The sequence below is a fragment of the Glycomyces algeriensis genome, from assembly GCF_027622855.1.
GTDB lineage: Bacteria > Actinomycetota > Actinomycetes > Mycobacteriales > Micromonosporaceae > Glycomyces > Glycomyces algeriensis.
In genome coordinates, this window is record NZ_JAPZVR010000013.1 from 32241 (window position 1) to 57486 (window position 25246).

24 protein-coding genes are annotated in these 25246 nt (G+C 70.8%); 6 read left to right on the forward strand and 18 right to left on the reverse strand.

Translation table 11 applies throughout. From position 1 onward, the window contains the following. Positions 1 to 64: 64 nt before the first annotated feature. Both O2L52_RS19635 and O2L52_RS19640 read right to left on the reverse strand, forming a co-directional pair. Complete coding sequence (locus O2L52_RS19635) at positions 65 to 529, reverse strand: SRPBCC family protein (protein WP_270117635.1); 465 nt, start codon at positions 527 to 529, stop codon at positions 65 to 67. A gap of 137 nt (positions 530 to 666) precedes the next feature. After that, positions 667 to 2055, reverse strand: coding sequence for a cellulase family glycosylhydrolase (locus tag O2L52_RS19640; protein WP_270117636.1), 1389 nt, complete (start codon positions 2053 to 2055; stop codon positions 667 to 669). 121 nt (positions 2056 to 2176) lie between these two features. On the opposite strand from O2L52_RS19640, the gene O2L52_RS19645 reads away from it, so the two are divergent. Next, entirely contained in the window at positions 2177 to 2575 is a 399-nt protein-coding gene (locus tag O2L52_RS19645; protein WP_270117637.1) for a hypothetical protein, read from the forward strand. Between the two features lie 99 nt (positions 2576 to 2674). After that, on the forward strand, positions 2675 to 3349 hold the full coding sequence (locus tag O2L52_RS19650; RefSeq protein WP_270117638.1) for a DUF6766 family protein: 675 nt from the start codon (positions 2675 to 2677) through the stop codon (positions 3347 to 3349). Here the strand turns inward: O2L52_RS19650 and O2L52_RS19655 are convergent. Next, positions 3346 to 3849, reverse strand: a complete 504-nt coding sequence (locus O2L52_RS19655) for a DUF4395 domain-containing protein (RefSeq protein ID WP_270117639.1) — start codon at positions 3847 to 3849, stop codon at positions 3346 to 3348. The genes O2L52_RS19650 and O2L52_RS19655 overlap by 4 nt on opposite strands. Positions 3850 to 3989: 140 nt before the next feature. Here O2L52_RS19655 and idi point away from each other — a divergent pair, with 140 nt between their 5' ends. Next, on the forward strand, positions 3990 to 4538 hold the full coding sequence (gene idi, locus O2L52_RS19660; protein WP_270117641.1) for an isopentenyl-diphosphate Delta-isomerase: 549 nt from the start codon (positions 3990 to 3992) through the stop codon (positions 4536 to 4538). Positions 4539 to 4563: 25 nt separating this feature from the next. On the opposite strand, the gene O2L52_RS19665 is transcribed toward idi, so the two are convergent. The 9 genes from O2L52_RS19665 to O2L52_RS19705 form a co-directional block, all read right to left on the reverse strand. Continuing rightward, positions 4564 to 5328: an enoyl-CoA hydratase-related protein gene (locus O2L52_RS19665; RefSeq protein ID WP_270117642.1), complete on the reverse strand. Its 765-nt coding sequence runs from the start codon at positions 5326 to 5328 to the stop codon at positions 4564 to 4566. A gap of 14 nt (positions 5329 to 5342) precedes the next feature. After that, complete coding sequence (locus O2L52_RS19670; protein ID WP_270117643.1) at positions 5343 to 6632, reverse strand: ferredoxin reductase domain-containing protein; 1290 nt, start codon at positions 6630 to 6632, stop codon at positions 5343 to 5345. Next, positions 6629 to 8206 carry an amino acid adenylation domain-containing protein gene (locus O2L52_RS19675; RefSeq protein WP_344473687.1) on the reverse strand — a complete coding sequence of 526 codons (1578 nt, stop codon included), beginning with the start codon at positions 8204 to 8206 and terminating at the stop codon, positions 6629 to 6631. Before O2L52_RS19675 ends, O2L52_RS19670 begins: the two co-directional genes overlap by 4 nt. Before the next feature lie 160 nt (positions 8207 to 8366). Continuing rightward, a complete protein-coding gene (locus O2L52_RS19680) occupies positions 8367 to 9806 on the reverse strand; it encodes an alpha/beta hydrolase family protein (RefSeq protein ID WP_270117646.1) in 1440 nt (479 codons plus the stop codon). A gap of 346 nt (positions 9807 to 10152) precedes the next feature. After that, on the reverse strand, positions 10153 to 11391 hold the full coding sequence (locus O2L52_RS19685; protein WP_344473729.1) for a PP2C family protein-serine/threonine phosphatase: 1239 nt from the start codon (positions 11389 to 11391) through the stop codon (positions 10153 to 10155). A 100-nt stretch (positions 11392 to 11491) separates the two neighbouring features. Continuing rightward, positions 11492 to 12163, reverse strand: coding sequence for an NUDIX domain-containing protein (locus tag O2L52_RS19690; RefSeq protein WP_270117648.1), 672 nt, complete (start codon positions 12161 to 12163; stop codon positions 11492 to 11494). Between the two features lie 26 nt (positions 12164 to 12189). Beyond that, positions 12190 to 12975: a DeoR/GlpR family DNA-binding transcription regulator gene (locus O2L52_RS19695; RefSeq protein ID WP_270117649.1), complete on the reverse strand. Its 786-nt coding sequence runs from the start codon at positions 12973 to 12975 to the stop codon at positions 12190 to 12192. A gap of 49 nt (positions 12976 to 13024) precedes the next feature. Beyond that, positions 13025 to 13702: a response regulator gene (locus tag O2L52_RS19700; protein ID WP_270117650.1), complete on the reverse strand. Its 678-nt coding sequence runs from the start codon at positions 13700 to 13702 to the stop codon at positions 13025 to 13027. Next, positions 13699 to 14895 (reverse strand): sensor histidine kinase, encoded by a 1197-nt coding sequence (locus tag O2L52_RS19705; RefSeq protein WP_270117652.1) that lies wholly within the window; start codon positions 14893 to 14895, stop codon positions 13699 to 13701. The genes O2L52_RS19700 and O2L52_RS19705 overlap by 4 nt, the downstream gene beginning before the upstream one ends. A 143-nt stretch (positions 14896 to 15038) precedes the next feature. On the opposite strand from O2L52_RS19705, the gene O2L52_RS19710 reads away from it, so the two are divergent. Both O2L52_RS19710 and O2L52_RS19715 read left to right on the forward strand, forming a co-directional pair. Continuing rightward, the gene (locus tag O2L52_RS19710; protein WP_270117654.1) at positions 15039 to 15959 is read left to right on the forward strand and encodes an ATP-binding cassette domain-containing protein; all 921 of its coding nucleotides are present in this window, start codon (positions 15039 to 15041) and stop codon (positions 15957 to 15959) included. Next, on the forward strand, positions 15956 to 16756 hold the full coding sequence (locus tag O2L52_RS19715; protein WP_270117655.1) for a hypothetical protein: 801 nt from the start codon (positions 15956 to 15958) through the stop codon (positions 16754 to 16756). The genes O2L52_RS19710 and O2L52_RS19715 overlap by 4 nt, the downstream gene beginning before the upstream one ends. 627 nt (positions 16757 to 17383) lie before the next feature. Here O2L52_RS19715 and O2L52_RS19720 read toward each other — a convergent pair. After that, complete coding sequence (locus O2L52_RS19720) at positions 17384 to 18274, reverse strand: NmrA family NAD(P)-binding protein (protein ID WP_270117657.1); 891 nt, start codon at positions 18272 to 18274, stop codon at positions 17384 to 17386. An 80-nt stretch (positions 18275 to 18354) separates the two neighbouring features. Between O2L52_RS19720 and O2L52_RS19725 the strand changes: the two genes are divergently transcribed. Continuing rightward, positions 18355 to 18771 carry a winged helix-turn-helix transcriptional regulator gene (locus tag O2L52_RS19725; RefSeq protein ID WP_344473694.1) on the forward strand — a complete coding sequence of 139 codons (417 nt, stop codon included), beginning with the start codon at positions 18355 to 18357 and terminating at the stop codon, positions 18769 to 18771. Between the two features lie 292 nt (positions 18772 to 19063). On the opposite strand, the gene O2L52_RS19730 is transcribed toward O2L52_RS19725, so the two are convergent. From O2L52_RS19730 to O2L52_RS19750, 5 genes are all read right to left on the reverse strand, one after another. Then, complete coding sequence (locus tag O2L52_RS19730) at positions 19064 to 20962, reverse strand: glycoside hydrolase family 127 protein (RefSeq protein ID WP_270117661.1); 1899 nt, start codon at positions 20960 to 20962, stop codon at positions 19064 to 19066. Positions 20963 to 20966: 4 nt separating this feature from the next. Continuing rightward, on the reverse strand, positions 20967 to 21779 hold the full coding sequence (locus O2L52_RS19735; protein ID WP_270117663.1) for a carbohydrate ABC transporter permease: 813 nt from the start codon (positions 21777 to 21779) through the stop codon (positions 20967 to 20969). Continuing rightward, positions 21776 to 22603 (reverse strand): carbohydrate ABC transporter permease, encoded by an 828-nt coding sequence (locus O2L52_RS19740; protein WP_416259898.1) that lies wholly within the window; start codon positions 22601 to 22603, stop codon positions 21776 to 21778. The genes O2L52_RS19735 and O2L52_RS19740 overlap by 4 nt, the downstream gene beginning before the upstream one ends. 168 nt (positions 22604 to 22771) lie before the next feature. Further along, entirely contained in the window at positions 22772 to 24019 is a 1248-nt protein-coding gene (locus O2L52_RS19745; protein WP_270117665.1) for a sugar ABC transporter substrate-binding protein, read from the reverse strand. Positions 24020 to 24060: 41 nt separating this feature from the next. Next, positions 24061 to 25092 carry a LacI family DNA-binding transcriptional regulator gene (locus O2L52_RS19750; RefSeq protein WP_270117667.1) on the reverse strand — a complete coding sequence of 344 codons (1032 nt, stop codon included), beginning with the start codon at positions 25090 to 25092 and terminating at the stop codon, positions 24061 to 24063. Positions 25093 to 25246: the final 154 nt, after the last annotated feature.

Below are 25246 nucleotides of genomic sequence, written 5' to 3' on the forward strand. Positions count from 1 at the left end.
CGCCCCCGCCCCCGCGCGGCCGCCCCCCCCCCCCCCCCCCCCCCCACCCCGCTGTCCGTTCGCGTCAGATCGTGCCGGGCGGGTCGATGTCGCCGCGCCAGCCGCCGGTCTCGGCGCCGCGGGATTCGATGTACTCCTTGAAGCGGCGCATGTCGCCCTTGACCTTGCGGTCGATGATGCCGAGCTTGTCGGCCGTCTCCTCGGCGAAGCCCTCGGGATCGATGTCCATCTGGGCCGTGACGCGCGTGGTGGCGTCGTCGAGGCGGTGGAAGGTCACCACGCCGGCGTGCGTGGGGCCGTTGATGGACCGCCAGGCCACGCGTTCGTCCGGGTGCTGCTCGGTGATGGTCGCGTCGAACTCGCGGGTGGCGCCGCCGACCTTCGTCACCCAGTGCGTGTGGGTGTCGTCGAGCTGGCGGACGTTCTCGACCCCGTCCATGAAGGCGGGGAAGGACTCGAACTGCGTCCACTGGTTGTAGGCCCGCGAGACGGGGACGTGCACGTCGACTGATTCGGTGATGGTGCTCAAGGCGATTCTCCTTCGTCGGTCGCGGCGAGCGTCTTCGCTGCACCTGTCCTCAGGCGGTTACCCGTGAGGACCGGAGCCGACACATGGCGCGCACGGGAGCGGCCCGGACCACCTGGTCCGGGCCGCGTTCCGTTGCGCTAGTTGATGTTCTCGATCACGAAGGGCGCGTGGCCGCGGACGTAGTTGTCCCAGCCACCCGTGACCGGCGCTCCCGGGGAGAGCAGGTTGGTGGAGTCGGTGCCGACGTCGAGCTTCCAGGCGGTCCAGGAGATCCCGTTGGCCGCCATCCAGTCGATCCAGCGCTGCGCCTCGTCGAGGCAGACCCGGCCGTCGAGGCCGCCGTCGGCGGCGCTGGCGCCCCATTCGGTGACGAAGAGGGCGATGCCGGCATCGATGGCCCGGTCGGCGGTGTCGCGCAGCCAGCTGGTGTGGGTGCACGAGTAGAAGTGCAGCGTGTACATGAGGTTGGTGCCCGCCACGGGGTCGGCCGCGGCGACGTCGACCTCCTGGGACCAGCTGGGGGTGCCGAGGACGACGATGTTGTCGGGGTCGTGCTCGCGGATAGCGGCGACGACGGCCTGGTGGTAGGGCTTGATGGTGCCGCTCCAGGAGACCTGCAGGGGCTCGTTGTACGGCTCCCAGATGATGTTCGGGAGGTGCCCGTACCGCTCGGCGAGGTCGCTGAAGAACGCGACGGCCTCGGCCTGGTGCAGGTGCGCCTCATGCGCGTGGAAGTCGACGATCACGTAGACGCCGGCCGTGGCCGCGTTGTTGATCACCTTCTCCACTTCGGACTTCCAGCCGTTCGGGTCGTCGAGGTAGGCGCCTTCGGGCTCGACGCCCATGGCGACGCGGAAGACCTCGAGGTTCCAGTTGTCGCGCATCCATTCGAGCCCTTGCAGGTTCTGCGCGTACGGCTGGGTCTGCCAGTGCAGCCACATGCTCGAGACGCCTTGGAGCTGCACGGGCGCGTTCTGCGCGTCGCACATCTGGGTGCCGCAGACGTGGAGCTTGCCGTGCTCCTCGACCGGGGTGCCGTCGGGGGCGGGCTCGGTCGGCTCCTCGGTGGGCTCGGTGGGTTCGGGCTCGGTGGTCTGCTCGCCGCCGCCTTCGCCGCAGAGGACGCCGTTGACTTCGGCGGCCTCGATGTCGCCGGGCGAGCCGGACGCGGTGAAGCCGAAGACCTCGCGGGTCTGGCCGGCGGCGATGCTGCCGTTCCAGCCCGCGTCGGACGCGGTGAAGTGGGAGCCGCTCAGGCTCTGGCCGGTGACGTTCCAGGCGCTGATGCCGGAGACAGCGCTGGTGAAGTCCCATTCGACGGTCCAGTCGCTGAGCGGCTCGTCGGTGGTGATGCTGATGTTCGCCTGGAAGCCGGAGCCCCAGCTGCTGACGATGTCGTAGTCGACGTCGCATCCCGCGGCGGCGTTCGCGCCCTGGGACGCGACGATGGTGATCGCGCCGGCGCTGAGCGCCGCCGCGGCCGCGCCGATGAGCGCGACGAGCTTTCGTCTTCGATGTGGTTGCATGGCTGCCTCTCCTCGGGACCGCTCCCATAACTCATATCGGAGTCTGTCAATGTCTGCGCGTGGAGTCAAGGGGGACTCGTGCCCCGGTTTGACCGGGACTCGCAAAGGGAACCACTGGGGGATGTTTCGGAAGACGCTGGCCACCGCATGTGGCCTGGCATTGCTCTCGGGAGCCGCGGCCTGCAGCGCTGACCAGCGCGAGTCCGCGGCTTCGGCCGCGGCCTCGGCGTTCTCCGATGCGATCGCGAGCGGGGACGCGGCCGCGGCCTGCGCCGCGCTCGCCCCGGAGACCGTGGAGGCCGTGGCCGCCTCCGAAGGCGAGTCCTGCGAAGCGTCGCTGGGCGCGCAGGAGCTGCCGAGCGGCGCGGTCGGCGAGGTGCAGGTGTGGGGCGACCGCGCCCAGGTCCGCACCGACGAGGACGTGCTGTTCCTCGTCGAACTCGAGGACGGCTGGAAGGTGGTCGCCGCCGGCTGCGAGCCTCAGGGCGACCGCCCGTACCTGTGCGAGGTGGGGGGCTGATGGACCGGCGGTGCCTGTTCTGGACGTATCTGGTCGTGATCTTCGGCGGGCTGGCGTACTTCATCGTCGTCGGCCTGCTGCGCCTGTGAGGAGGGTGGGATGAAGCGCTTCCTGCGGGACAACGGCCTGAGCCTGGGCTTCGGCCTCATGTTCCTCGCCGCGCTGGTCGGCCAGGCGTTCGCCGGGCAGTCCGACTTCAACCACCGGCAGCTCGCGCAGGGCGGCCGGGAGCTCTCGCTGCTCCAGTACGTGACCTCGAGCGACTTCGCCGTGAACGTCGCGGAGAACTGGCAGTCGGAGTACCTGCAGTTCTTCCTGTACGTGTTCGCGACCGTCTGGCTCGTGCAGCGCGGCTCGCCCGAGTCCAAGCCGGTTGACGAGGTCGGCCTCGAATCGGACGAGGAGCAGCGGGTCGGGCGCCACACGACCGAGGAATCGCCGGAGTGGGCCAAGGCGGGCGGATGGCGCACCGGCGTGTTCTCACGCTCGCTCGGGATCGTGATGGCCGTGATCTTCCTGCTCTCGTGGTTCGCGCAGTCCGTGAGCGGCCTCAGCGTGTACAACGCCGAGCAGATCGCCGAACTGCAGGACCCCGTGACCTGGGGCGGCTACGTCGTCTCCGGCGAGTTCTGGAACCGGACGCTGCAGAACTGGCAGTCCGAGCTCCTCGCGGTGGGCTCGCTGGCCGTGCTCAGCGTGTACCTGCGCCAGCGCGGCTCACCCGAGTCCAAGCCCGTGGGCACCTCGCACGAAACGACCGAGACCTCGGGTTAGACGCGCTGGAGGGCGGCGTCGGTGCGGGCGCTGATGTCGTTGCAGGCTTCGCAGACCGAGTCGGGGATGAGGCCCGCGCGGGTGAGCAGGGCGAAGATCTTGCAGCCCAGGCAGAACGCGAGGAACGCCTCGAGTGCGGCGGCCACGGTGAGGGCGCCGAGGACGATCCAGCCGGCCGTGTCGAGGTCGAAGACGAGGAGCAGGAGCGCCGAGGCCACGGAGAAGACCACGCCGATGCCCTGCGCGAAGCGCTTGGGCGGTCCGGGGACCAGCTTCGGGGCCGCGGGCAGCAGCGGCGTGACGACGCGGGTCACGAACTGACCGAGGACACTCAAGGTCGGGCCGGTCGCGACGCGGGCGATGAATCCGAGCGCGATGACCGCGACCAGCCATTCGAGCTGGAAGGCGAGCGCGGCGGCGCTCATGGCGACCACGCCGCCGGCGACGAGGCGGGCCGAGACCTCGTTCACGGGGTTCGGGAAGCTGAACAGGCTGCGCATGCGGTGGGTTCCTTCGGGCGGGTCGAAATCGGGGCAAGGCGGCCAATGCTAGCGCCGTTCCATCAGTGAGGCCATTTTGACGGAGGCGCCGCCCGGGGCGGCGCGATACCATCAGTGCCCGATCGACTACGGGGGCGTGTGTGGGGGAATCGACGGAGATGGTCGTGCTGCTCGGCGACGACGGCACACCGACGGGGACCGAACGCAAGGACCGGGTGCACGGCGCCGAGACGCCGCTGCACCTCGCGTTCTCCTGCTACGGGTTCGACGACGCGGGGCGGCTGCTGGCGACCCGCCGCGCCGACGGCAAGCGGGCGTTCCCCGGGGTGTGGACGAACACGTGCTGTGGGCACCCGGGGCCCGGCGAGTTCATGGAGGCCGCCGTCGACCGGCGCATGCGCTCCGAACTCGGCGTCCCCGTCCGGGACCTGGTGTGCGCGCTGCCCACCTTCCGGTACCGGGCCGAGTCCAACGGGGTCGTCGAGAACGAGATCTGCCCGGTCTACCTCGGCCGGATCGACGCCGACCCGGAGCCCGACGCCGCGGAGGTCTCGGACTTCGAGTGGATCGACTGGCCCGAGTACGTCGCCCGGGCGCAGCGGCCGGGCTCCGACCTCTCGCCCTGGTCGCGGCTGCAGGTCGCGCAGCTCGTGCGGTGGGGCTCGGTGGAGCGGATGCTCAACGGCTGAGGGGCACCGCAGTGCCCCTCACCCGTCACTTCCCCGTGAAGACCGCTTTGCGCTTCTCCTTGAACGCGAGCATGCCTTCCTTCTGGTCCTCGGTCGCGAACAGCGCGTGGAAGACCCGCCGCTCGTAGCGGATGCCGTCGCTGAGGCCGGTCTCGAGGGCGCGGTCGACGCAGTCGCGGGCGGCCGTCACCGCCAGCTTGCCGAACCCGGCGATCTGCTCGGCGACCTCGCCCGCCTCGGCGGCCAGCCGGTCGGCCGGGACCACGCGGGAGACGAGGCCGATCCGCTCGGCCTCGAACGCGTCGATGAGCCGGCCCGTCAGGATCATGTCCATCGCCTTGGCCTTCCCGACGAGCCGCGTGAGCCGCTGCGTCCCGCCGATGCCGGGGATGACGCCGAGCGTGATCTCCGGCTGCCCGAACCGGGCGTTGTCGGCCGCGATGATCATGTCGCACATCATCGCGAGCTCGCACCCGCCGCCGAGCGCGTACCCCGCGACCGCCGCCAGCTTCGGCGTCCGCAGGGCCGCGAACGCCTCCCAGCCCGCGAAGTAGTCCTCCGCCAGCATGTCCGCCGCCGACTTCCCCGACATCTCGGTGATGTCCGCGCCCGCCGCGAAGGCCCGCTCGGAGCCGGTGACCACGAAGCAGCCGACGCCCGGATCGGCGTCGAGCGGGGTCAGCGCCTCCACCAGCTCGGTCATCAGCTCGGCGTCGAGGGCGTTCAGGACCTCCGGCCGGTGCAGGCGCACCCGCACCACCCTGCCGATCCGTTCGATCTTCAATCGCATGTCGTCTTCCCTTCTCAGGAGTCCCAGATGGCGCCGTACGCCGGGATGCCCCGGCGTTCGAGGCCGTGGACGACCTGCCAGGTGAGCTTCTTGTTGGAGATGCAGATGACCGCCTCGGCGCCGAAGTCGCGGTAGGCGGCGACCGCGAGGCGGACCATGTCCGGCTTGCCGTGCTGCGCGGTGTCCCAGATCCGCGCGTCCGGCTGGACGGCGAGGATCTCGTCGACCAGCTCGTCCCCGAACGTGTCCCGCGGCGCGCGCGTCGACCACACCAGCAGCGCCGGCACCTCCTGCGCCAGCAGGTGGGGCAGGCACGGGCCGATGCCGCTCCCGGTGGCCACGTACACGACCTTCCGGAACAGCACCTCGATGTTCGCGACGCCCGCGACCGTGATGCCCTTGACCCACACGTGGCTGGGCTGCTCGTCGATGAACCGCCCCGTCCAGTCCCCCGCGCGCGAGATCGTCAACCGGAACCCGTGCTCGTCCGGCGAGGGGATGTTCGCGAACGAATGCCACTCCAGCAGCGGCGAACGGCTGATCGCCGTCGACGAGCCCGCGAACGGCTTGCGGCCGTGCGTGAACCGCGCGATCGCCACATGCGACGACGGCCGCTTCACGTCCACCGGGACCCGGCGCAGACGCGTCCACGGCGCGACGATCGCAATAGTGACCACCACCAGCACCCGGAACTCCAGCACTGCGAACACCGGCTCGCCGCCGTGACCGATCTGGAGCATGGTCATCCACCACAGCAGGACCAGCGACAGCCAGCCGCCGAAGCGGTGCACGAGCTCGAACCGGTCGTGGTGCTTCGCCCGCAGCTTCGGAACCGTCGTCACCAGCATCGCCGCGAACAGCGCGACGAGCGCGTACGCGACCGCGAGCACGTCCGCAGGCGCCAGCTCCACTGTGGCCAGCACGACGAACGCGCCGAACCACAGCGAGCCCGCGAGCGCGCCCCCCACGTGCAGGCCGCCGAAGTGGTACACCTTCGCCAGCGTCCACCGCACCCGCAGCGGCCACGTGACCGGCGCGGCCGTCGCCAATTTGAAGAGCAGGTTGATGAGGCGCTGGCGGCGGATGAGCACCGCCAGGGCGAAGTTGCACAGCGCCGCGCGGGACGCGAACTCGGCTGAGATATCGGGCATCGCCGCGATGAGGACCGCGAGGTTCACGGCGATCACGCCCGCGGCGAGCCGGTTGAAGTGCATGAGCGCCGGGTGCTTGAAGGCGCGGCGCGCGAGCGGGAGGAGCGGCGGGAGGTCGACGTCGTCGCTGACGCCCTGCTTGAGCTGCGTCATGCGGTCGCCTCCCGTCCGAGGCGGGCGAGCCGCAGGAGGCGCGCCTTGTCGATCTTGCCCCGGTCGGTGAGAGGGAGCGCTTCCATCAAGTGGATGGATTCGGGGACGCAGTAGTACGGCAGCGCCTCCGCCACGGCCTTGCGCGCGAGTTCCGGATCGACGCCGCTGGGCTGGACGAACGCGGCCAGCGTGCGGTCGTCGAGCTTGACGGTGGCCGCCCGGACGCAGCCCGGAACGCTCTCCAGCACCGCGGAGACGGCGTCGAGTTCGACGCGGAAGCCGCGGACCTTGACCTGGTCGTCGGTCCGCCCGAGGTGTTCGAGCTCGCCGTCGAGGGTCCATCGCCCCAGGTCGCGGGTGCGGAACATCGTGCGCCCGCCGCCGAGGAACGGGTCGGGCGCGTACCGCTCGGCGTTCAGCCCGGGGTTGGCGAGGTAGCCCGCGGAGACGCCGTCGCCGCCCGCCCACATCTCCCCCACTGCGCCTATCGGGCAGGGGTTGCGGTGCTCGTCGAGGAGGTAGACGGTGTTGTTGGGCGTGGGCTTGCCGATGGTGAGCCGCACGCCGGGATGGTGGCGCTGCATCGTGTTCACGATGGTGGTTTCGGTTGGGCCGCAGCCGTTGTAGAACGCGGCCCGCTCCGCCCACCGGTCGGCGAGGGCGCTCGGGCACGGCTCGCCGGCGACGGCCACCGTGCGGATTCCTTCGCACGCTTCGGGATCGATGCGGGAGAGGATCGTGGGGGTCGCGATCAGCACGTTCACCCGGCGGGCGGTCGCGGCGATGTCGTGGCCGCGGATGAGCAGCGTGCCGCCGTGCGAGAGGCAGCCGAGGATCTCCCAGGCGGCCATGTCGAAGGCGATGTTGAGGATCTGCCCCACGGTCGTCCCGGGCCGGATTCCGAGGTCGCCGGGCTCGGTGAGCAGCAGGTTCGCGAGGTTCGCGTGCGTCACCGCGACCCCGTTCGGGGTGCCGGTGGTGCCCGAGGTGAACAGGACGTAGCAGGCACGCGCCGGGTCGTGGGCGATGCGCGGTACCGGGACATCGGCCGCTTCGCCGTCCCGGTCGATGTCGATGCCGATGACGCCGGGCGGGAGCTCCACGGGCGCATCGGATTGCGTGAGCACGATCGTGCAGTTCGCGGTGGCGAGGATGTGCCGGAGTGCCGGGTTCCGGACCATCTTCGCGTCTTGCGGCACGTAGGCCGCGCCGGTCTTCAGGATCGCGAGGATGCCGACGAGCATCGGTATCCCGCGGCGGACGACGAGCGCGACGCGGTCGCCGGGGCTCACGCCGCCCTGTATGAGCCGGGCCGCGAGCCGGTCGGCCCGCCGTTCCAGCTCGCCGTAGGAGATGCGCTCGCCGCCGTGCTGGGCGGCCGTCACGGAAGGCCGCACGGCCGCATGCCGCTCGATCATCTCGTGGATCCCCACCCGGGGAACGGTTCGAGCGGGTCCCCACCCGAACCGGCGGAACAGGCGCGAGTCCCGATCGTCCAATCCAGACGGTGTGGCGAGATCACTCGCTCGTCTCACGTAGTCGATTCGCTGCGTGGTGTAGTCGATTGTAGACATAGGTCACCCATCGGTTCGGTGCGTTCTGCTTGAATCCCAACCCTTTCGGCTCGCGTGCGCGCGCAGTGTGGTAGCGCTCACACGAGAGATAGTATAGATTTCAATCAATATCAAGTCAATGCTTCCCAAGCCGGGCAAGCCGATACCGCCACCGACCTCGCTACTGCACGGCGAGGTCACCGTAGTGCGCAAGGGCCGCAGGGAGATCGGTGGATTTCCCCCGGAGGACGGCGTCGAGGAATGCCATAGTGGCGTCGGCGGTGGCGTGGAGGCCTTCGGTGCGGCCGATGGTGCCCACAGCCGATGGGACGGGTGGGAAGTAGAGGGCCGCGTCGGTGAAGGAAAAGTGGCCGGACTCGGGCAGCTCGAGGCGGTAGGTCTCGTCGGGACCCAAGGCGAGGGCGGCGTCGAGCGTCGAGAGGTAGTCGGGGTTGCGATCCGCCGAGATCGGGCTCGTGATCGACAGGGCCGGTTGGGAGAAGAGCCCGGGCAGGAGGGTCGGCTCGAGGCCGCCGTCGAGGTGGACGGCGGCGTCGAACCGGGGGTCGGCTGCCAGTGCGGCGAGGGCCGCGGTGGCACCGCGGGAGTGGCCGGCGACGGCGGCGCGGCCGGTGTCGATGCGCGCGGCGAGGTCGCCCGGGAGGGTGTCGAGCCGGGTGAGGACGAAGCTGAGGTCGGCGCTCCGGGTCTCGATGTTGGCGCGGTTGATCGCGGCGATCTCGGCTTCATCGGCGGTGGTGAGGGCATTGCGGGAGTAGATCGGTTCATCGTCTACATAGGTCAATGCCGCGTCGTAGGGATGGTCGACGGTGGCGACGATGTAGCCGCGGCTCGCCCATTCCTCGGCGAGCACGGTGTTGGCGGTGCGGGTCGCGCTCAGGCCCGGGGAGAACACGATGACCGGGTACCGCTCCGACCCGGCGGCGACCGGCGCGTCGAAGACGGCGTGCGAGGGGGCCGCGGTGGCGTCGGCGAGGAGGAACCCGGGGATGCCGAAGAACTCGGCCGAGGCCTGCGTGATCGCTTGGGACGCTTCGAGAGTGGGCCTGCCACCGATGGCGCGCTCGGCGTCCGGGGCGGGGTCGGCTGGGTACCAGAGCTGGACGACGACCGTGCGGTGGTCGTCCGGGTCCGTGGTGAACGGCTCGTCGCGGGTCTCGTCAGTCCACTCGAAGACCGTCGCGCCGACCTCGTGCTCGCCCGAGGGTTCGGGGTAGACGGGGACCGGCAGCGCCCAGGTCGCGACAGGCGTGGCGGCGAGGGCGAGCAGGCACGCGATCGTGGCCGGTATCGCGATCCAGCGGCGCATCCGGCCGCGGCGCCGCCGTGCGGCCGCGACGGCCAGGACCAGCGCGGTGATCGCGAGGACCGAGATCAGCTGCCAGCGCAGGCCCGACACTGCGCAGCCGACGCCCGCGACGGCGACCGCTGCCGCGCCCGCGTACAGGACCGGCCTGCGGGCGCGCGGCGGGAACCAGCGGGCGAGTACGACCGCGATCGCGCCGAGCACGGCGAGGATCTCCAAGGGGGACATGCTCAGTCCCGGGACCGGTTCGGTCATCGGCTCGCCGCTGTGCAGTTCACCAGGGGATTCTGGCATCCCGTGCGTCCCTGGGGCTTCGGTCGTTCGGACGGTTTCGGGCCCGATGCCTCGGTCCTTCGGCCGATCCGGCTCACGCGGCGGCCGGGTCCTGGGACAGGTCGAGCCGTTCGCGCGCTTCGAATACGGCGGCGACGCGGGCACTGAGGGCCTCGACGGCCGCAGCAATCGGGGAGGTCAACCTTCGGCGCTGCGGCGCAGGATGAACCCCCGATTGCGGCGGCCGGGCAGGGCGTCAACCTCGCGATCAACACGCGCATCAATGTCAACTGGTGACCCGGCCGTGGCGAAAGCCGCGGCGGCGACTCTCGACGCGGGCATGCGCGACGAGGATCGGCCGTCCGGCTCAGAGCCGGACGATGAGCAGGGCGATGTCATCCCGGGCGCCGCCCGCCACGCCGAGGTCGGACAGCACGTCGTCGGCGAGGAGCTCCGGGCTCTCGGTGCCGTGTCGGCTGAGGGCGTCGACGAGGCGGGTCAGGCCCGCGTCGATGTCCTCGCCGCGGCGTTCGAAGAGCCCGTCGGTGTAGAGCACGAGCGTGTCGCCGGGGCGGTACGAGAGCGCGGCCTGCGGGTGCGGCGCGTGGTGGGGGCGGGAGCCCAGCGGCGGGTCGGCGGCCTCGTCGAGCATCTGGCAGGTGCCGTCCGGGTGGACCAGGACCGGCGGCGGATGCCCGGCGTTGCTGTAGACGATGAGGCTGCTGCGGGGGTCGACCATGGCCCAGACGACCGTGGTGTTCTGGGCGCCTTCGATCGAGCGGGCGTACAGGTTCAGGACGTCGAGCGCCTGCGCGGGCCGCTCGAGGGCGCGGATGGTGGCGCTCAGCGCGCTGCGCAGCATGCCCATGACCGCGGCGGCCTCCAGGCCGTGGCCGACCACGTCGCCGACTGCGACGCCGAAGCGGCCGTCGGGCAGGTCGACCATGTCGAACCAGTCGCCGCACACGGTCAGGGACCCGGTCGCGGGCAGGTACCGCAGGGCGACGTTGTCGTGGCGGGCGAGGTCGGGCGATTGCAGCATCGCCTCCTGCAAGGTGGTGGCCACCTGGCGTTCGCGGGTGTGGGCGAGGCGCAGCTCCTCGTTGACGTGCTGGAGCTCGCGGGCCCGCGCGTACAACTCGGTCACCAGGACCTCGCGGTCGATCGACCGCCCGGTCAGCGGCCAGCCGCCCGAGGCGATGGCCTTGAGGAACGGGGTCACGTCCTCGACCCGGTGGATGATCCACTCCACCGCGCCGTCCGGGCCCAGGACGGGCGTGTTGATGGGCGACCACCAGCGCTCCTCGAAGGCGCCCGGCGGGTGCGCGACGGGGATGTCGTACTTCTGGAGGGCCATCGTGTCCTGCTTGCCCAGGCTGAGGACGCGCTGCAGCGAGGCGTTGAGGTTGCGGACGCCGTCGGCGTGGGCGTCGGCGGGGTTGTCGGGGAACGCGGTGAAGATCTGCTTCCCGAGCAGGTCGTCGCGGGTGCGGCCGGTGGCCGCCAGGTAGGCCTCGTTGACCTCGACGATCACCAGGTCCGGGTTGATGATGAGGTAGGGGCTCGGGGCGGCCGCGAACAGCGCCGCGTAATCCAGTTCCGCCATCGCCGACCGTCCCTGCGCCTCCGGGTCGAGGAACTCGCACCCCTTCAGCACCGACACTACCTCCCGTTTCATGTATTCACGGGCGCATTCGCGGCGGCGGTCAGCGGGCGAAGGGGCCTTCCAGGGCCGCCCATTGGAGCAGCATGACGGTCTTCGCGTCGGCGATCCCGCCGGTGCGGATCATGGCGAGGGCCTCGGCGAACGGCAGTTCGACGGCGGTGATGTCCTCGCCTTCGGCGGCGACGCCGTGCGTCCCTGCGCGCGGCGGGGACTCGTAGGGGGCGGCGAAGAAGTGGAGGCGCTCGGTGACCGAGCCGGGGCTCATGTAGACGGCGAAGACGTGCCGGACCTCGCCGATCTCGTGGCCGGTCTCCTCGGCGGCCTCGCGGCGGATCGCCGTCTCGGGGTCGTCGTCGTCGAGGAGCCCGGCGGCGGTCTCCAGGAGCATGCCGTCGGGGTGGCCGTTGACGTACGCGGGGAGCCGGAACTGCCTGGTCAGCAGCACGGTCCGGCGCCGCTCGTCGTAGAGCAGGACGGTCGCGCCGTCGCCGCGGTCGTAGGTCTCGCGCTGCTCGCGGCTCCAGTGTCCGTCGCTGTGCCGGTAGTCGAAGGTGGTCTTGCGCAGCACGAACCAGTCGCTGGAGAGCACTTCGACGTCGCGGATGCGCACGCGCGGATTGCCGTCGAGGTCGCGGCCGTGCCGGTCGAGGCCGGTGCGGCCGCGGCGGTCGGGAGTGTCGATGCCGGCGGTCGGGCGTGGCGCATCGGCCATGGTGGCTCCTTTGTTGTTGCGGCCGTTCAGACCAGATGGGTTTCGACGCCCGCTTCGCGGAGCGCGCGCAGGGCGGGCGGGCCGCCGGGATGGGTCGCGTCGTCGGAGGCGGACCGGTCGGTGACGAACCGGCCGACCGCTTCGAGCGGCGCGACGCTGCTGAAGGCGCGCACGCCGAGTTTGGTGGCGTCGGCGACGGCGACGGTGCTCGCGGCCTGTTCGAGGCCGATCTGCTTCACGGCGGCGTCGTCGAGGGAGAACTCGGACCAGCCGTGGTCGGGGTGGACGCCGCCGATGGACATGATGAAGACGTCGAACGTGAGGGATGCGAGGGTGCGCAGCGCCAGCGGCCCGACGAGGGACCGTTCGCCGGGGCGGGAGCGGCCGCCGATGACGATCAGCTCGATGCCGGGCCGGTCGGCGAGGACCGCGGCGGCCTGCAGGCTGAGGACCGCGACGGTGAGCGGCCCGCGCGCGGCCAGGTGCTCGGCGACGTGCACGATGGTCGTGCCCGCGTCGAGCAGCACCCGCGAGCCGGGCTCGACCAGCTCGGCCACGGCGGCGCCGAGGCGGTCCTTCGTGGCGGCCTGCCAGCCCTCGCGCACCGCGTACCCGTCGTCCTCTTCCACGGTGCGCGTGGCGACGGCGCCGCCGCGCACGCGGCGCACCAGGCCGCGCCGCTCGAGTTCATCGAGGTCGCGGCGCACGGTCATCTCCGAGACGCTGAGGCGCCCGGCGAGCTCGGCCACGGACACGCGGCCTGAGCCCTGGACGAGGCGCAGCGTGAGGTCGAGGCGGTCGGCGATACCCATGCCTCGAATCTAACAGAGCATTGTTCGAACGAACAATGTGATGTTCGATCTAGGGCAGCGGGTCCCCCGGCCGGACCAGTCCGGCCTGGTACGCGATGACCACGAGCTGGGCGCGGTCGCGGACCCCGAGCTTGGTCATGGCCCGGTTGACGTGGGTCTTCGCGGTGAGCGGCGAGAGGTAGAGCTTCGCGGCGATGTCGTCGTTCGAGAGGCCGTGCGCGGCGAGGGCGAGGACTTCACGCTCGCGTTCCGTAAGGGCTGCAAGCGGTTCGGGGCTCGGCAGCGGGCCCGGCTCGTTCTGGGAGAGGAAGCGGCCGATCATGCCGCGGGTCGCCTTGGGCGACAGGAGCGCCTCGCCGCCCGCGACGACCCGGATGGCGCGCACGAGGTCGGCCGGTTCGACGCCTTTGCCGAGGAACCCGCTCGCGCCCGCACGCAGGGCGAGTACCACGTTGTCGTCGTTCTCGAAGGTGGTGAGCACGAGGATGCGCACGCCCGCGAGGTCGTCGTCGGCGGCGATCCGCTTGGTGGCCTCGATGCCGTCGACCTCGGGCATGCGGATGTCCATGAGCACGACGTCGGCGCGTTCGGAGCGGGCCAGTTCGACCGCCTCGCGGCCGTTGTGGGCCTCCCCCACGACCTCCAGATCCGGTTCGGAGCCGATGATGAGGGCGAAGCCCGCGCGGATGAGCGCCTGGTCGTCGGCCAGCAGGACTCGGATGGTCACGGCGTCTCCTTCGCGGTGGCGGGCAGTTCGGCGCGGACGGCGAAGCGGTCGCCTTCGGCGCCGGCGGTGACCGTGCCGCCCGTGGCGGCGGCCCGTTCGCGCATCCCGACGAGACCGTACCCGGAGCCGTTGGGCTCGGCGTCCTTGGCGATCGGGTTCTCCACCTCGATCCGGACGGCGTCCGGCGCGTACGTGATCGCCAGGCGCGCCCGGCCGGTGCCGTACTTGTGGGCGTTCGTGAGCGACTCCTGCACGATCCGGTACGCGGCCAGGTCGACCACCGCGGGCAGGTCGCGCGCCGTGCCGCTCTGGCGGTGCTCGACCCGCAGGCCCGCGGCGGCGAAGGAGTCGAGCAGTTCGGCGAGGCGGGCGAGGCCGCGGGTCGGCTCGGTGGACTCGTCGAGCCCGCCGCCGTCGTCGGCGCGGAGCACGCCGACGACCGAGCCGAGCTCCTGCATCACGGTGTCGGCCGCTCGCCGGATGTGCGCCAGCGCGGGCCCGACCGCCTCGGGGCGGGTCTGCAGGACGTGCGCGGCGGCGCCGGCCTGCACGTTGATGACCGCGATGTGGTGGGCCACAACGTCATGGAGTTCCCGGGCGATGCGCAGCCGCTCCTCGGCGACGCGGCGGCGGGCCTCCTCCTCGCGGGTGTCTTCGGCGCGGCGGGCGCGCTCCTCGACCTCGTCGATGTAGGCGCGGCGGCTGCGGGTGGCGTCGCCGATCGCCACGAACGCGATCGACCAGGCCGCGAGGCCGAAGGTCTCCGGGGAGATCCAGCCGCTGCCGCCGAACAGGCCGGCGGCGACGAACATCGCCGCGATGCAGGCGCCCGCGACCAGCCACACCCGGCGACGCCCGGTGGTCCGGGCGAACGTGTAGGCGACGATCATCCAGGTCACGATGAGGAGCGGGTGGCGGTAGCCGGTGGCGACCATGATGGCGACAGAGACGATCGTGTCGAGGATGAGCAGCCGCTCGGGCCAGTACCGCCGCAGCGACAGGGAGGCCAGCGCCGTGGCGGCTGCGGCGACGTGCACCGCCGCCGCGAAATCGACACGTTCGATGGGCGGGCCGTGCTTCTCGTCGCCGCGGAAGTATCCGAGGAAGAACAGTCCGACGAATGCGACCGCGACGACCACGTCGATGATCGCCGCGTGCTTGCGCGTCCACGCCCGGACCTTCCCCCATGTCATGCCGAAATCGTACGCGCGAACGAGTTCCCAGGTCATCGTCCATGCGCAGTACCGGTCGGCGCCGCGGCTACCGCGTTCGCAGTAGTGCACTCGCCCGCGGTTGGACGACGACGACTACGGGCGCCTGATCCGAGACTTGAGCCATGATCGAAGTACACGACCTCACCAAGCGCTACGGCGACAAGACCGCGGTCGACGGGCTCACCTTCACGGTGAAGCCGGGCATCGTGACCGGCTTCCTCGGCCCGAACGGCTCCGGCAAATCCACGACCATGCGCATGATCCTCGGCCTCGACCGGCCGACCTCCGGCACGGCCACGGTGAACGGCCGCCCGTACGCCGAGCACGCCGACCCGATGTTCCAGGCCGGAGCGCTGCTCGACGCGAAGGCGGTCCACACCGGCCGCACCGCCTACCACCACCTGCTCGCCCTCGCCGCCACCACGGGCATCGCGAAGTCCCGTGTGGACGAGGTGATCGACATCGTCGGCCTGCACGAGGTGGCCCGCAAGCGGGTCGGCGGGTTCTCCCTCGGCATGGGCCAGCGCCTGGGCATCGCTTCGGCGCTGCTCGGCGACCCCGAGGTCGTCATCCTCGACGAGCCGACGAACGGTCTCGACCCCGAAGGCGTGCTGTGGATCCGCAACCTGATGCGCGGCCTCGCGGAGCAGGGCCGGACGGTGTTCGTCTCCTCGCACCTGATGAGCGAGATGGCGCTGACCGCCGAGCACCTCATCGTGATCGGCAAGGGCCGCTTGATCGCCGACGTGTCGGTGAGCGGGTTCATCGAGAGCGCGTCGAACGAGAGCGTCCGGGTGCGCTCGCCGCATGCGAACGCGCTGCACGACCTCATCGCCGGGCCGGGGACGACGGTGCTGAGCCTCGACCGGGGCCTGTTCGAGGTCTCGGGCCTGTCGGCCGAGGAGATCGGCGACCGGGCCGCGGCCGCTGGCATCCCGGTGCACGAGCTCACCGTCATCCGTCCGTCCCTTGAGGAGGCGTTCATGGAACTCACCAAGGACGCCGTCGAATACCAGTCCGCCATGATCGGAGCATCCCGATGACCACTGCAATCGCCGCGCTCCCCCGCAAGCGCGTCAGCCTCCCGCGGGTCGTGAAGAGCGAGTGGATCAAGTTCTGGTCGCTGCGCTCGACCTTCATCACCTTGGGCATCGCGGTCCTGCTGCTCATCGGCTTCGGGCTGCTCGCCTCGTCCCTGTTCGGCGACGGCAGCGACCCGGGCGGTCCGCCCGGGAACGAGCCGACCGATCCGATCAGCGCGAGCTTCACCGGCACGAACTTCGCCCTGCTGGCGTTCGGGGCGCTGGGCGTTCTGTTCACGGCCGGCGAGTACAGCACCGGGATGATCCGCTCTTCGATGGCTGCTGTGCCGAAGCGCCTGCCGGTGCTGTGGGCCAAGGTCGCCGTGTTCGCGGCCGTGGTGTTCCTCGTGGCGCTCGCCGCCTCGGCCGTCGTCTTCACCGCGGGCCAGGCCCTCATCGACGGCGGCGCGTCGTGGTCCGACCCGGGCGTGGCCCGCGCGGTCTTCGGTACCGCAGGGCTGCTCACCGGTTCGGGGCTCCTCGGAGTCGGGCTCGGCGCGCTGCTGCGCTCCACGCCCGGTGCGATCACGACCCTGTTCGGGGTGATGTTCCTGCTGGCCATGGTGGCCGCGTTGCTGATCCCGGAGAGCTGGAGCGACGTCGTGCAGTACCTGCCCTCCGAGGCGGGCAACGCGTTCACCGCGGTGACGCAGCAGGACGACGCGCTCTCGCCGATGGCCGGACTGGCCGTGTTCGGCGGCTACATCGCCGCCACACTCGGCGCCGCCGCCTGGCGCATCAAGCGCGCCGACGTCTGACCGACTCCACCAGGAAACCGACGGCCCGGACCGCAATGGTCCGGGCCGTCGCCCGTGAACTCCCCAACCGCCACAACGAAACATGAAGACTTTCGCACCCGTAGGGCGATGCGGCGCCTCCCCGATACCCGGACAATTGAAAGTACGCACAAGGATGCGAAATACGAGCAGGCGAACGCAGAGTCCGGTGATAAGCAGACTAAGACAGCCTCTGGCCGGATACTCCGTACGCCCCGTAGAAGTCGAGACGACCGCCCCTGATCGGCGGCCCCGATCGCTTCCCCTCCCGGTGCCATTGCCCCAGTCGAGGTCCCGAAGGCGGATGAGCCGACTGCGGCGAGACGGAGCGTCGATCCGAACCTCCGCCGCCTTGCAACCCAACGAAGGAGGTCCAGTACCACCGCTGCGCCAAAGCGACTCCCACGGATCCAGCGGGGCCCGAACGGATCCCGCTCGCGCTCCGGCCGCGCCGACCCGTCTCGAGCCCGCTTCATGCGGTTCGAATTCGACTAAGCCAAGCCGCAACACGGGTTGAACGCCGCCCCGGGATGCCGGGTACGGACGATCGGCCCGCACCACGCCACGGTCCACCTGGACCGCGGATCGGCGGCAGGGCCGTAGACATGGTCAGTTCGCTGAGGAGAGCCCAGCTTTGACTACGGCCGCGATGCTCTCGCCGACCGGTGAGGGCTCGGTCTCCAGCAGGCTCGTGAGGTCGGAGCGGTTCGCTTCGGTCCAGCCGGCCTTGATGTTCGAGAGAATCGAAAGGGTGTGAGTGACCTGGTACGGCAGGAACCCGCTTCCTTCCAAGCCCGCCCTGGCGTCCGCAAGCGACACCGGGTGGTAGCCGACAGGCCTGCCGAGCGCTTCGGCCAGGGCGTCGGCGAGCTCCGCACCGCCGACCGGGGTGAGGCCTTCGAGTTCGTAGGTCCTGTCCGCGTGGCGGCTCCGCTCGCCCGCGGCCAGATCCCGATCCGTCTCGGCCGCAACGCGAACCGCGACCGCCGCGAGGTCCTCCTTCGCGACGACCGACACCCGTCCGTCCCCGAACGGTGCGGCGAACACGCCGGTCTCAGCCGCCATGGCCGCACCGGCGACCGCCAGCCCGGCCGGGATCTCGGTGTAGAGGGCGTTGCGAAGGACCGTGACGTCGAACGGCGCCTCCGCCAGACGCGCCTCGGTCCAGCGGTGCGGCAGCGCGATCGTCATGCGCTCGCCCGAAGACGCGAGGCTCGTGTAGATCACGTGCTTCACGCCCGCGGCGGTCGCGGCGTCCACGACCGCGCCGTGGCGGGCCAGGACCACGTCGTCTTCGGCGTACCCGGCTGAGACGAACACCAGGACGTCGACGTCCTTGAAGCCCTCCGAGAGGGAGGCGGGGTCGTCGAAGTCGATGCGGCGCGCGGTGGCGCCGTCGCCTCCGCGGGTCCCACCCGTCACGTCGCCGTCGTCGATTGCTTTGAGCCCGTTCAGAATGAGGCCGCCAAGGCCGCCGCTCACGCCGGTCACGAGAATCATCGGGGTGCTCCTTGCGTTGTAAGGTTCGAATGCAGCCCGAGATTCGCACGCGGCTGCGGACTCCGAAAGGAGGCACTTCTGTGTCACCCACGAACACGGCGGTAAGTCCCCCGGTCGCAGCCCCTATTCCCGAAGGCCCGTGTGGCGATGACGACTGCGGGATCCGGGACGTGCTCGACCGGCTCGGCGACAAGTGGACCGTGCTGGTCGTCGTCGAGCTCGCCAAAGGCGTGCGCCGGTTCCGCGAACTCGAACGCGCGATCCCCGGGATCTCGCAGCGCATGCTGACGCTGACGACGAAGCGCCTGTGGCGCGACGGCCTGGTGGAGCGCACGGTGTATCCGACGATCCCGCCGCAGGTCGAGTACCGGCTCACCCCGGTCGGCCGGAGTCTCTCCGACGTGGTCAACGGTCTCGCGGACTGGTCGCGCGAGCACAAGGACGCCATCGCCACCGCCCGATCCGACTGGGACGCGGCTCAGGAACCGCGGCGATAGCCATGATGTGTCGGCATGACCGCCCGATGCAGACCGATCGCCGCAACCGACCATCGCAGGCCGGTCGCTCTCGGCGAAGTTCCGGCCGCGCTGGCGGCGACGCCGGTGCCGATCGCCTGGCGAACGGTCAACCCGCGTGTTCCGCCGCGGCCCGTCGCGCCCGGGAGAGCACCGCAGTCGACATCGAATGGGCCCACCGACGACCTTCGAGCCGCCGGTTCGCTCCTGCGTACTCGCTCTACGAACACGAAGCAGCCCTTGACCGCAGGGTGGTCGGTCAAGGGCCGCGGTGTCAAACGGTCGGGAGGAAGACCCGCATCGCGGTGCTGCCCCGCTGAGCCCAGCGGTGGTACGGGATGAGGCCGAGTTCCAGCGTCGCCGCGGCGTCGAACCGCCTCGGGTTCGGCCCGTAGGGAAGCGCGCCCGGTGTGCTCGTCGCGGCGGCCATGGTGGCCTGCACGATCGCGCCTTCGCGCTCGGCGCGCGGGGGGATCGACGGGTCCACGCGGAAGGTCTCGATGGCCTCCTCATTCGGTAGGTCCGTCGATTCGGCGCACAGGACCAGCGGGCCGCGTTCGACGGCGACGCATCCCCGCACCGCGTCGATGCGCTCGTCCGGCCAGGTGAAACGGGGTTCCACCGGCAGTCGCAGCACGATGACCGCGCCCGGTCGCAGCGGGCCCTGCGGGCTCGCCCAACCCGGATCCACGGCCTGCGCTCCCGTGTCAGTCGCCAGCCTCGCGCCGTCCGCCCAGTGCGGGACCCGAAGCCGCAGCGATATCGGGCGATCCGGGACCTCCAGCGCTTCGATGCGGACCGTGCCCTCCTGCGGGTACGCGGTCGTGATCCGCAGGACCAGCTCCTCCCCCTCGCCCATCGCGATGCGCATGTCGCCTGCCGCGTATTGGAGCAGCGAGACCTGTTCGCCCTCAACGGAAGCCGCATAGGCCTGCCAGCTCGCAAGCGTCCGGGCGAGGTTGGTCGGGCAGCACGAGACGTCGAACCAGGGGGCGCGGACGCCGCCTTCGGCGCGCGGGTTGACCTCGTCGGGGCGCACATCCGCTGCAGCGCTGCGCTGATGGAGCGGGTTGGCGTAGAAGAAGGACCTCCCGTCCTCGGCCGGGGAGGCGGCGATGACGTTGTAGAAGGTGCGTTCCATCAGGTCCGCGTACTTCACGTCGCCCGTGGCCAGGTAGAGCCGCCACGACACCATGTTCGAGGCGATCCCGGCGCACGTCTCGCAGTAGGCGCGGTCCGGCGGGAGCTCCCAGTCCTCGCCGAAGCCCTCGTCCTGATGGCGCGAACCCATCCCACCGGTGAGGTAGGTGCGGCGCGAGACGCTCCGATCCCACTGGCGCTCAACGGCATTGAGCAATTCAGCATCACCGGTGTCAACCGCGACGTCAACCGCTCCGGCTGCCAGGTACAGAGCCCGCACCGCGTGGCCGCGCCACGCGTCGGCCTCCCGGACGGGGAGGTCGTCCTGGAAGTAGGCGGCGTCGAGCAGGGTGACGGGCTTGAGGGTCCCGCGGCCGCGCCGTTCGATGAAGAGCCGGGCCTGCTCGGTGTAGCGCGGCTCCTGCAGCGCCCGGCCCAGTTCCGCAAGGCCCACTTCGATCTCGGGGTGCCCGCAGATGCCGTCCCGCCCGTCGGCGCCGAACGTGCGGCACACTTCGTCGGCGGCCTGCCGGGCGACCTCGACGAGCTTGTCCTCGCCGACAGTGCGCAGGCGCGCGACCGCGGCCTGCAGCAAATGCCCCGTGCAGTACAGCTCGTGGCCGGAGGAGAGGTCCGAGTACCGGTCCGCTTGCCCCGCATGGCCGTAGCAGGTGTTGAGGTAGCCGTCCTCGTCCTGCGCGGCGGCCACGCGCTCGGTCAGCGTCGCCAGCGTCTCCTCGGCCCAGGTCGAGCCGGTGCGGCCGTACTCCCAGGCCAGGGCCTCCATGAGCTTGTAGATCTCGGAGTCGGAGAACTGCCAGCCGGGGCGCTCCCCGCCCGTGTCCCCGCGGGCGACGCGGTCGAAGTTCGCGATCCAGCCGAGGCGCTCCATCCACTCCAGGCAGTGCCGGAGGGTGGCGGCGGTGTTGGCGGCCTGGAGGCCGCCCCAGAATCCTCCGGCGAGGTGGAACTCGCCGACGCCGAGGCCGCGCGAGCGGCCCGGGGCGTCGACCGGCACGGTGTGGTCTCGCACTGGCTCAGTCCTTCACGGCACCGGCGGTCACGCCGGCGGCCACATATCGTTGGGCGACGACCAGGAGGATCGCCGCGGGGAGCGACGCGACGACGGCGGTGGCCATGATCGCGTTCCACTGCGTGGTGTTGTTGCCGATGTACTGGTAGATCCCAAGGGTGATCGGCACATATTCGCTGGCGCGGTTGAGGGTCGAGGCGAAGATGAAGTCCGACCAGGCCCACAGGAACGCGAAGAGCGACACGGTGAGCGTGGAGTTGCGGCTCACCGGCAGCACGATCTTGGTGAACGTGCCCCAAGCCCCGGCCCCGTCCACGCGCGCGGCCTGGATGAGCTCCTTGGGGATGCCCGCCATGAACGTCGTGTAGAGCAGCACGCCGAACGGGACGGCGATCGTGGAGTCCGCGATGATGAGGCCCCACACCGTGTTCAGCATGCCGAGGCGCACGTAGATCGCGTAGAACCCCATGGCCATGACGACCGCGGGGACCATCTGTGCCACCAGGAGCAGGAAGTTGAGCGCGCGCCCGCCGCGCAGGTTGAGGATCGCGAGGGCGTACCCCGCGGGCGCGGCGATGACCACGGTGAGCAGGACGCAGCCGGCGCCGATGGCGAGGCTGGTGCCGAGCGCCGGGAGCTGCTGGCCCAGTGCGGACTCGAACCCTTCGAAGGTCGGGTGCACGGGGAACCAGTTGGTCTGGCGCAGTTCATTTGTGGGAGTCAGCGAGACGTTCACCATCCAGTAGACGGGGAACAGCATGACGGCGGTGAAGACGAGCCCGAGGCCGGTCTTCCACCAGGTTCGGGTGGCGGTCATCGCTGGGCTCCGTTCCGCTGGATGCGCAGGTGGACGAAGCCGAAGACCAGCGCGATGACGATGAGCAGGTTGCCGATCGCGGCGGCGGGCGAGAAGTCGGGCTGCCCGGTGCCGAAGGCTTCGCGGTAGGACCAGACCGCGAGGGTGAGCGAGGAGTCGCCGGGCCCGCCGGTGGTCATGATCCAGATGACGTCGACGACCTTGAGCGTGTAGATGAACCCGAGGAGCAGCGTGATCGCGGAGACGGGGCGCAGGAGCGGCAGCGTGATGTGCCAGAACTGCTCGCGGGCGTTCGCGCCGTCCAGGGATGCGGCCTCGTAGGTCTCCGGCGGGATCTGCTGGAGTCCTGAGTAGAGGATCACCAGGTTGAACGGGATGCCCAGCCAGATGTTGGCGATGATGACGGCGGTGAGCGCGGTGTCGGGCGAGGTGAGCCAGTTGACCTGCTCGCCGCCGAACGCCTCGATCACGGAGTTCACGATGCCGTTCTCGCTGTTGAGCATCCACGCCCACGTGGAGGACGAGACGATGAGCGGCAGCAGCCACGGCACGAGGAACAGCGCCCGCAGCACGCCCGAGAGCCGGAAGTTGTTGCGGAAGAACACCGCCAGCGCGAGCCCGATCGCGTACTGGAACGCGATGGAGACGACGGTGAACAGCGCGGTGTTCAGCACGGCGGTGCCGAACGAGCCCGAGCCGAAGACCTCCGCGTACTTCTCGAAGCCCACGAACTCGGGGTTGCCCTGCACGAAGGCGCGCACGGTGTAGTCGTGGACGCTGAGCTCCACGTTGCGCCACAGCGGGTACGCGTAGAAGACGAGCAGGTAGGCGAGGAGCGGGGCGGCGAAGCCGAGGGCGGTCCAGCGGGAGGCGCCGCCGAGGTGCTTGCGGCGGGCGCCCGGGCCGGGGGGGGGGGGGGGGGGGGGGGCGGCGCCCGGGGGGGGGGGGCGGGGCGGGGGGGGGGGGGGGGGGGGGGGGGGGGCAACTCCGTCTTACTCGGTGGCGGCAGCCGCGTCGGCCTGCGCCTGGGCGAGGGCGTCGGCCGGTGAGGCCGAGCCGGAGAGGGCGTTCTGGACGGCGGTCCAGAGCGCTTCGGAGATCTTCGGGTAGTCGGTGCCGAGGTTGTCGCTGGTGCGGCCCTTGGCGCCGCGGACGGCGTCGACCCACGGCTGGAGCTCGGGCTGGGCCTCCAGGAGCGCGGTCTGGCCGTCACTGGTGGGCGGGATGTAGTACGCGAAGGTCGTGGCGGTCTCGACGAACCCTTCGGGGGTGGTCATGCACTCGATGATCTGGCGGGTGACGTCGTACCGCTCGGTGTCGGACTGGACGGGCGCGAGGGCGAACTCGCCGCCGGTGGGCGCCGGTGCGGTGCCGCCGTTCTGGCCGGGCAGCGGGATGACGCCGGTGGCGAAGCCGGCTTCGGCGGCGCTGTTGACCTGCCAGGTGCCGTTGACGGCGAAGCCGTATTCGCCGGTCAGGAACTCCTCCCAGGTGGTGTTCTGGGAGTTGGTGATGACGGAGTCGGGCGCGTAGCCCGCGTCGAGCCAGCCGGTCCACAGTTCGAGGGCGGCGACGGCTTCGGGCGAGTCGAGCTGGCGGAGGTCGGCTCCGGCGCCCCAGAACCAGGGCAGGAACTGGAAGGAGCCCTCTTCGGTGCCGATGCCGGCGAAGGTGATCCCCTTGCCGCCGTTACCGGTAACCTTCGCAAGCGCGTCGGTGAGGGAGGCCCAGTCGGTGACGGTGGCCGGGTCCACCCCGGCGGCGGTGAGCACGTCGGCGTTGTAGTAGAGCGCGAGCGTGTTGGCGCCCACGGGGATGCCGTAGGTCGCGTCGTCGACCACGCCGGCGGCGAGGAGGTTCTCGTCGACGCCGGAGACGTCGAGGCCGAGTTCGTCCACTGTGGTGAGCATGCCGGTGTCGGCGAGGGTGGAGACGGCCGGGTTGTCGAGCAGGATGACGTCCGGGCTGGTGCCTTCCTGGGCGGCGAGCAGCGCCTGGTTGGTGAGCGCGGTGGTGTCGAACGGCGTGCGCTCGATGGTGACCCCGGCGGCGTCGCCGCAGGCGGCGACGCGCTTGGCCCAGTCGGAGCCCTCGGCGTGCTGGGGGTACGGGTCCCACCAGGTGTACGTGTCGGCGTCCTGGTCGGTGGTGCCGCCTGACGAGCAGGCGGTGGCGAAGGCCAGTGCGGCGCATGCCGTTGCGGCGGCCGCGGCCTTGAAGAGGGGTCTTCCGGATCGCATTTCGTGTTCCTCCTTGAACGGTTACTGCATTGAGGGATGGGTTACTGCCGGGACGCCGAGGTCGGGGCGGCGGTGCTGCCCCGGTCGACGAGTTCTGGGTGGACGAACCGCACGACGTACGGGTCGCCGTCGGGGACCTGGTTCTCGATGCGGCGCACGAGCTGGCGTACGGCCATGCGGCCCAACCGGTCCGGGGCGCTCTCGATCGAGGAGTAGGGCAGGGAGAAGGTGCGCGCGAACTCGTCCGAGTAGCGGCCGATGACGGAGAGGTCGGCGGGGCTCTCGATGTCGCGCGAGCGCAGCACGGTGGGGAGCGCGGCGGCGGCGGCCTCGTTGTTGAGGAGTAGGCCGGTGGCGCCGGGGTGGGCGTCGAGGAGGGCGTGCAGGTCGCGTCCGATGTCGGGCTGGGTGGCGGCGCCGAACACGGTGTGGAGGACGACGCCCTTGGCGGCGGCGGCCTGGACGGCGGCGTTCTGGAGGCGCCAGACGTAGGCGCCGCCGCGTTCGACGACGTGCTCGGGCTGGGAGACGAGGATGAGTTCGCGGTGGCCGAGGCGGGCGAGGTGCTCGACCATGGCGCGCCCGGCCTCTTCGAAGTCGAGGTCGAAGACGTCGACGCCGGTGCAGTCGCGCGGGAGGCCGACGAGCGCGCCGGGCTGGGCGGCGGCGCGGAGCACGGGCAGGCGGTCGTCGTCTTCGGCGACGTTGAGGAGTACGACGCCGTCGACCATGCGGGAGTCGGTGATGCGCTTGAGCGCGCCGGGCCCGTCGGAGTCGGAGCTGAGCAGGATGTCGTAGCCGAGGTCGCGGGCGGTGTCGGTGACGCCTTGGAGGTACTGGAGCATCGCGGGCGCGAACTCGTCGGGGAGGAACTGGGCGAGGAGCCCGATGACGTTGGAGCGGGAGGTGGCGAGGGCCCGCGCGCCGGCGTTGGGGGTGTAGCCGAGTTCCAGGGCGGCCTGGCGGACGCGCGCCCGGACCTCGTCGGAGACGGCGCGCTTGCCGGTGAGCGCGTACGACGCGGTCGAGCGGGCCACGCCTGCGGCGCGGGCGACGTCGCCGATGTTGACCATGCTGTGCCTCCTCCGAGCCGACGCGAATCGTCGAACCGGTTCGGAGCTTAACCCCGTGATCCGTCTGACGCAAGTGCCGGGTGGGAACGTTTCCCGTGTATATGCCTTTGTTATATCGAAGATCTTGCATCGAACAGGGTTCGAAACTAGCGTC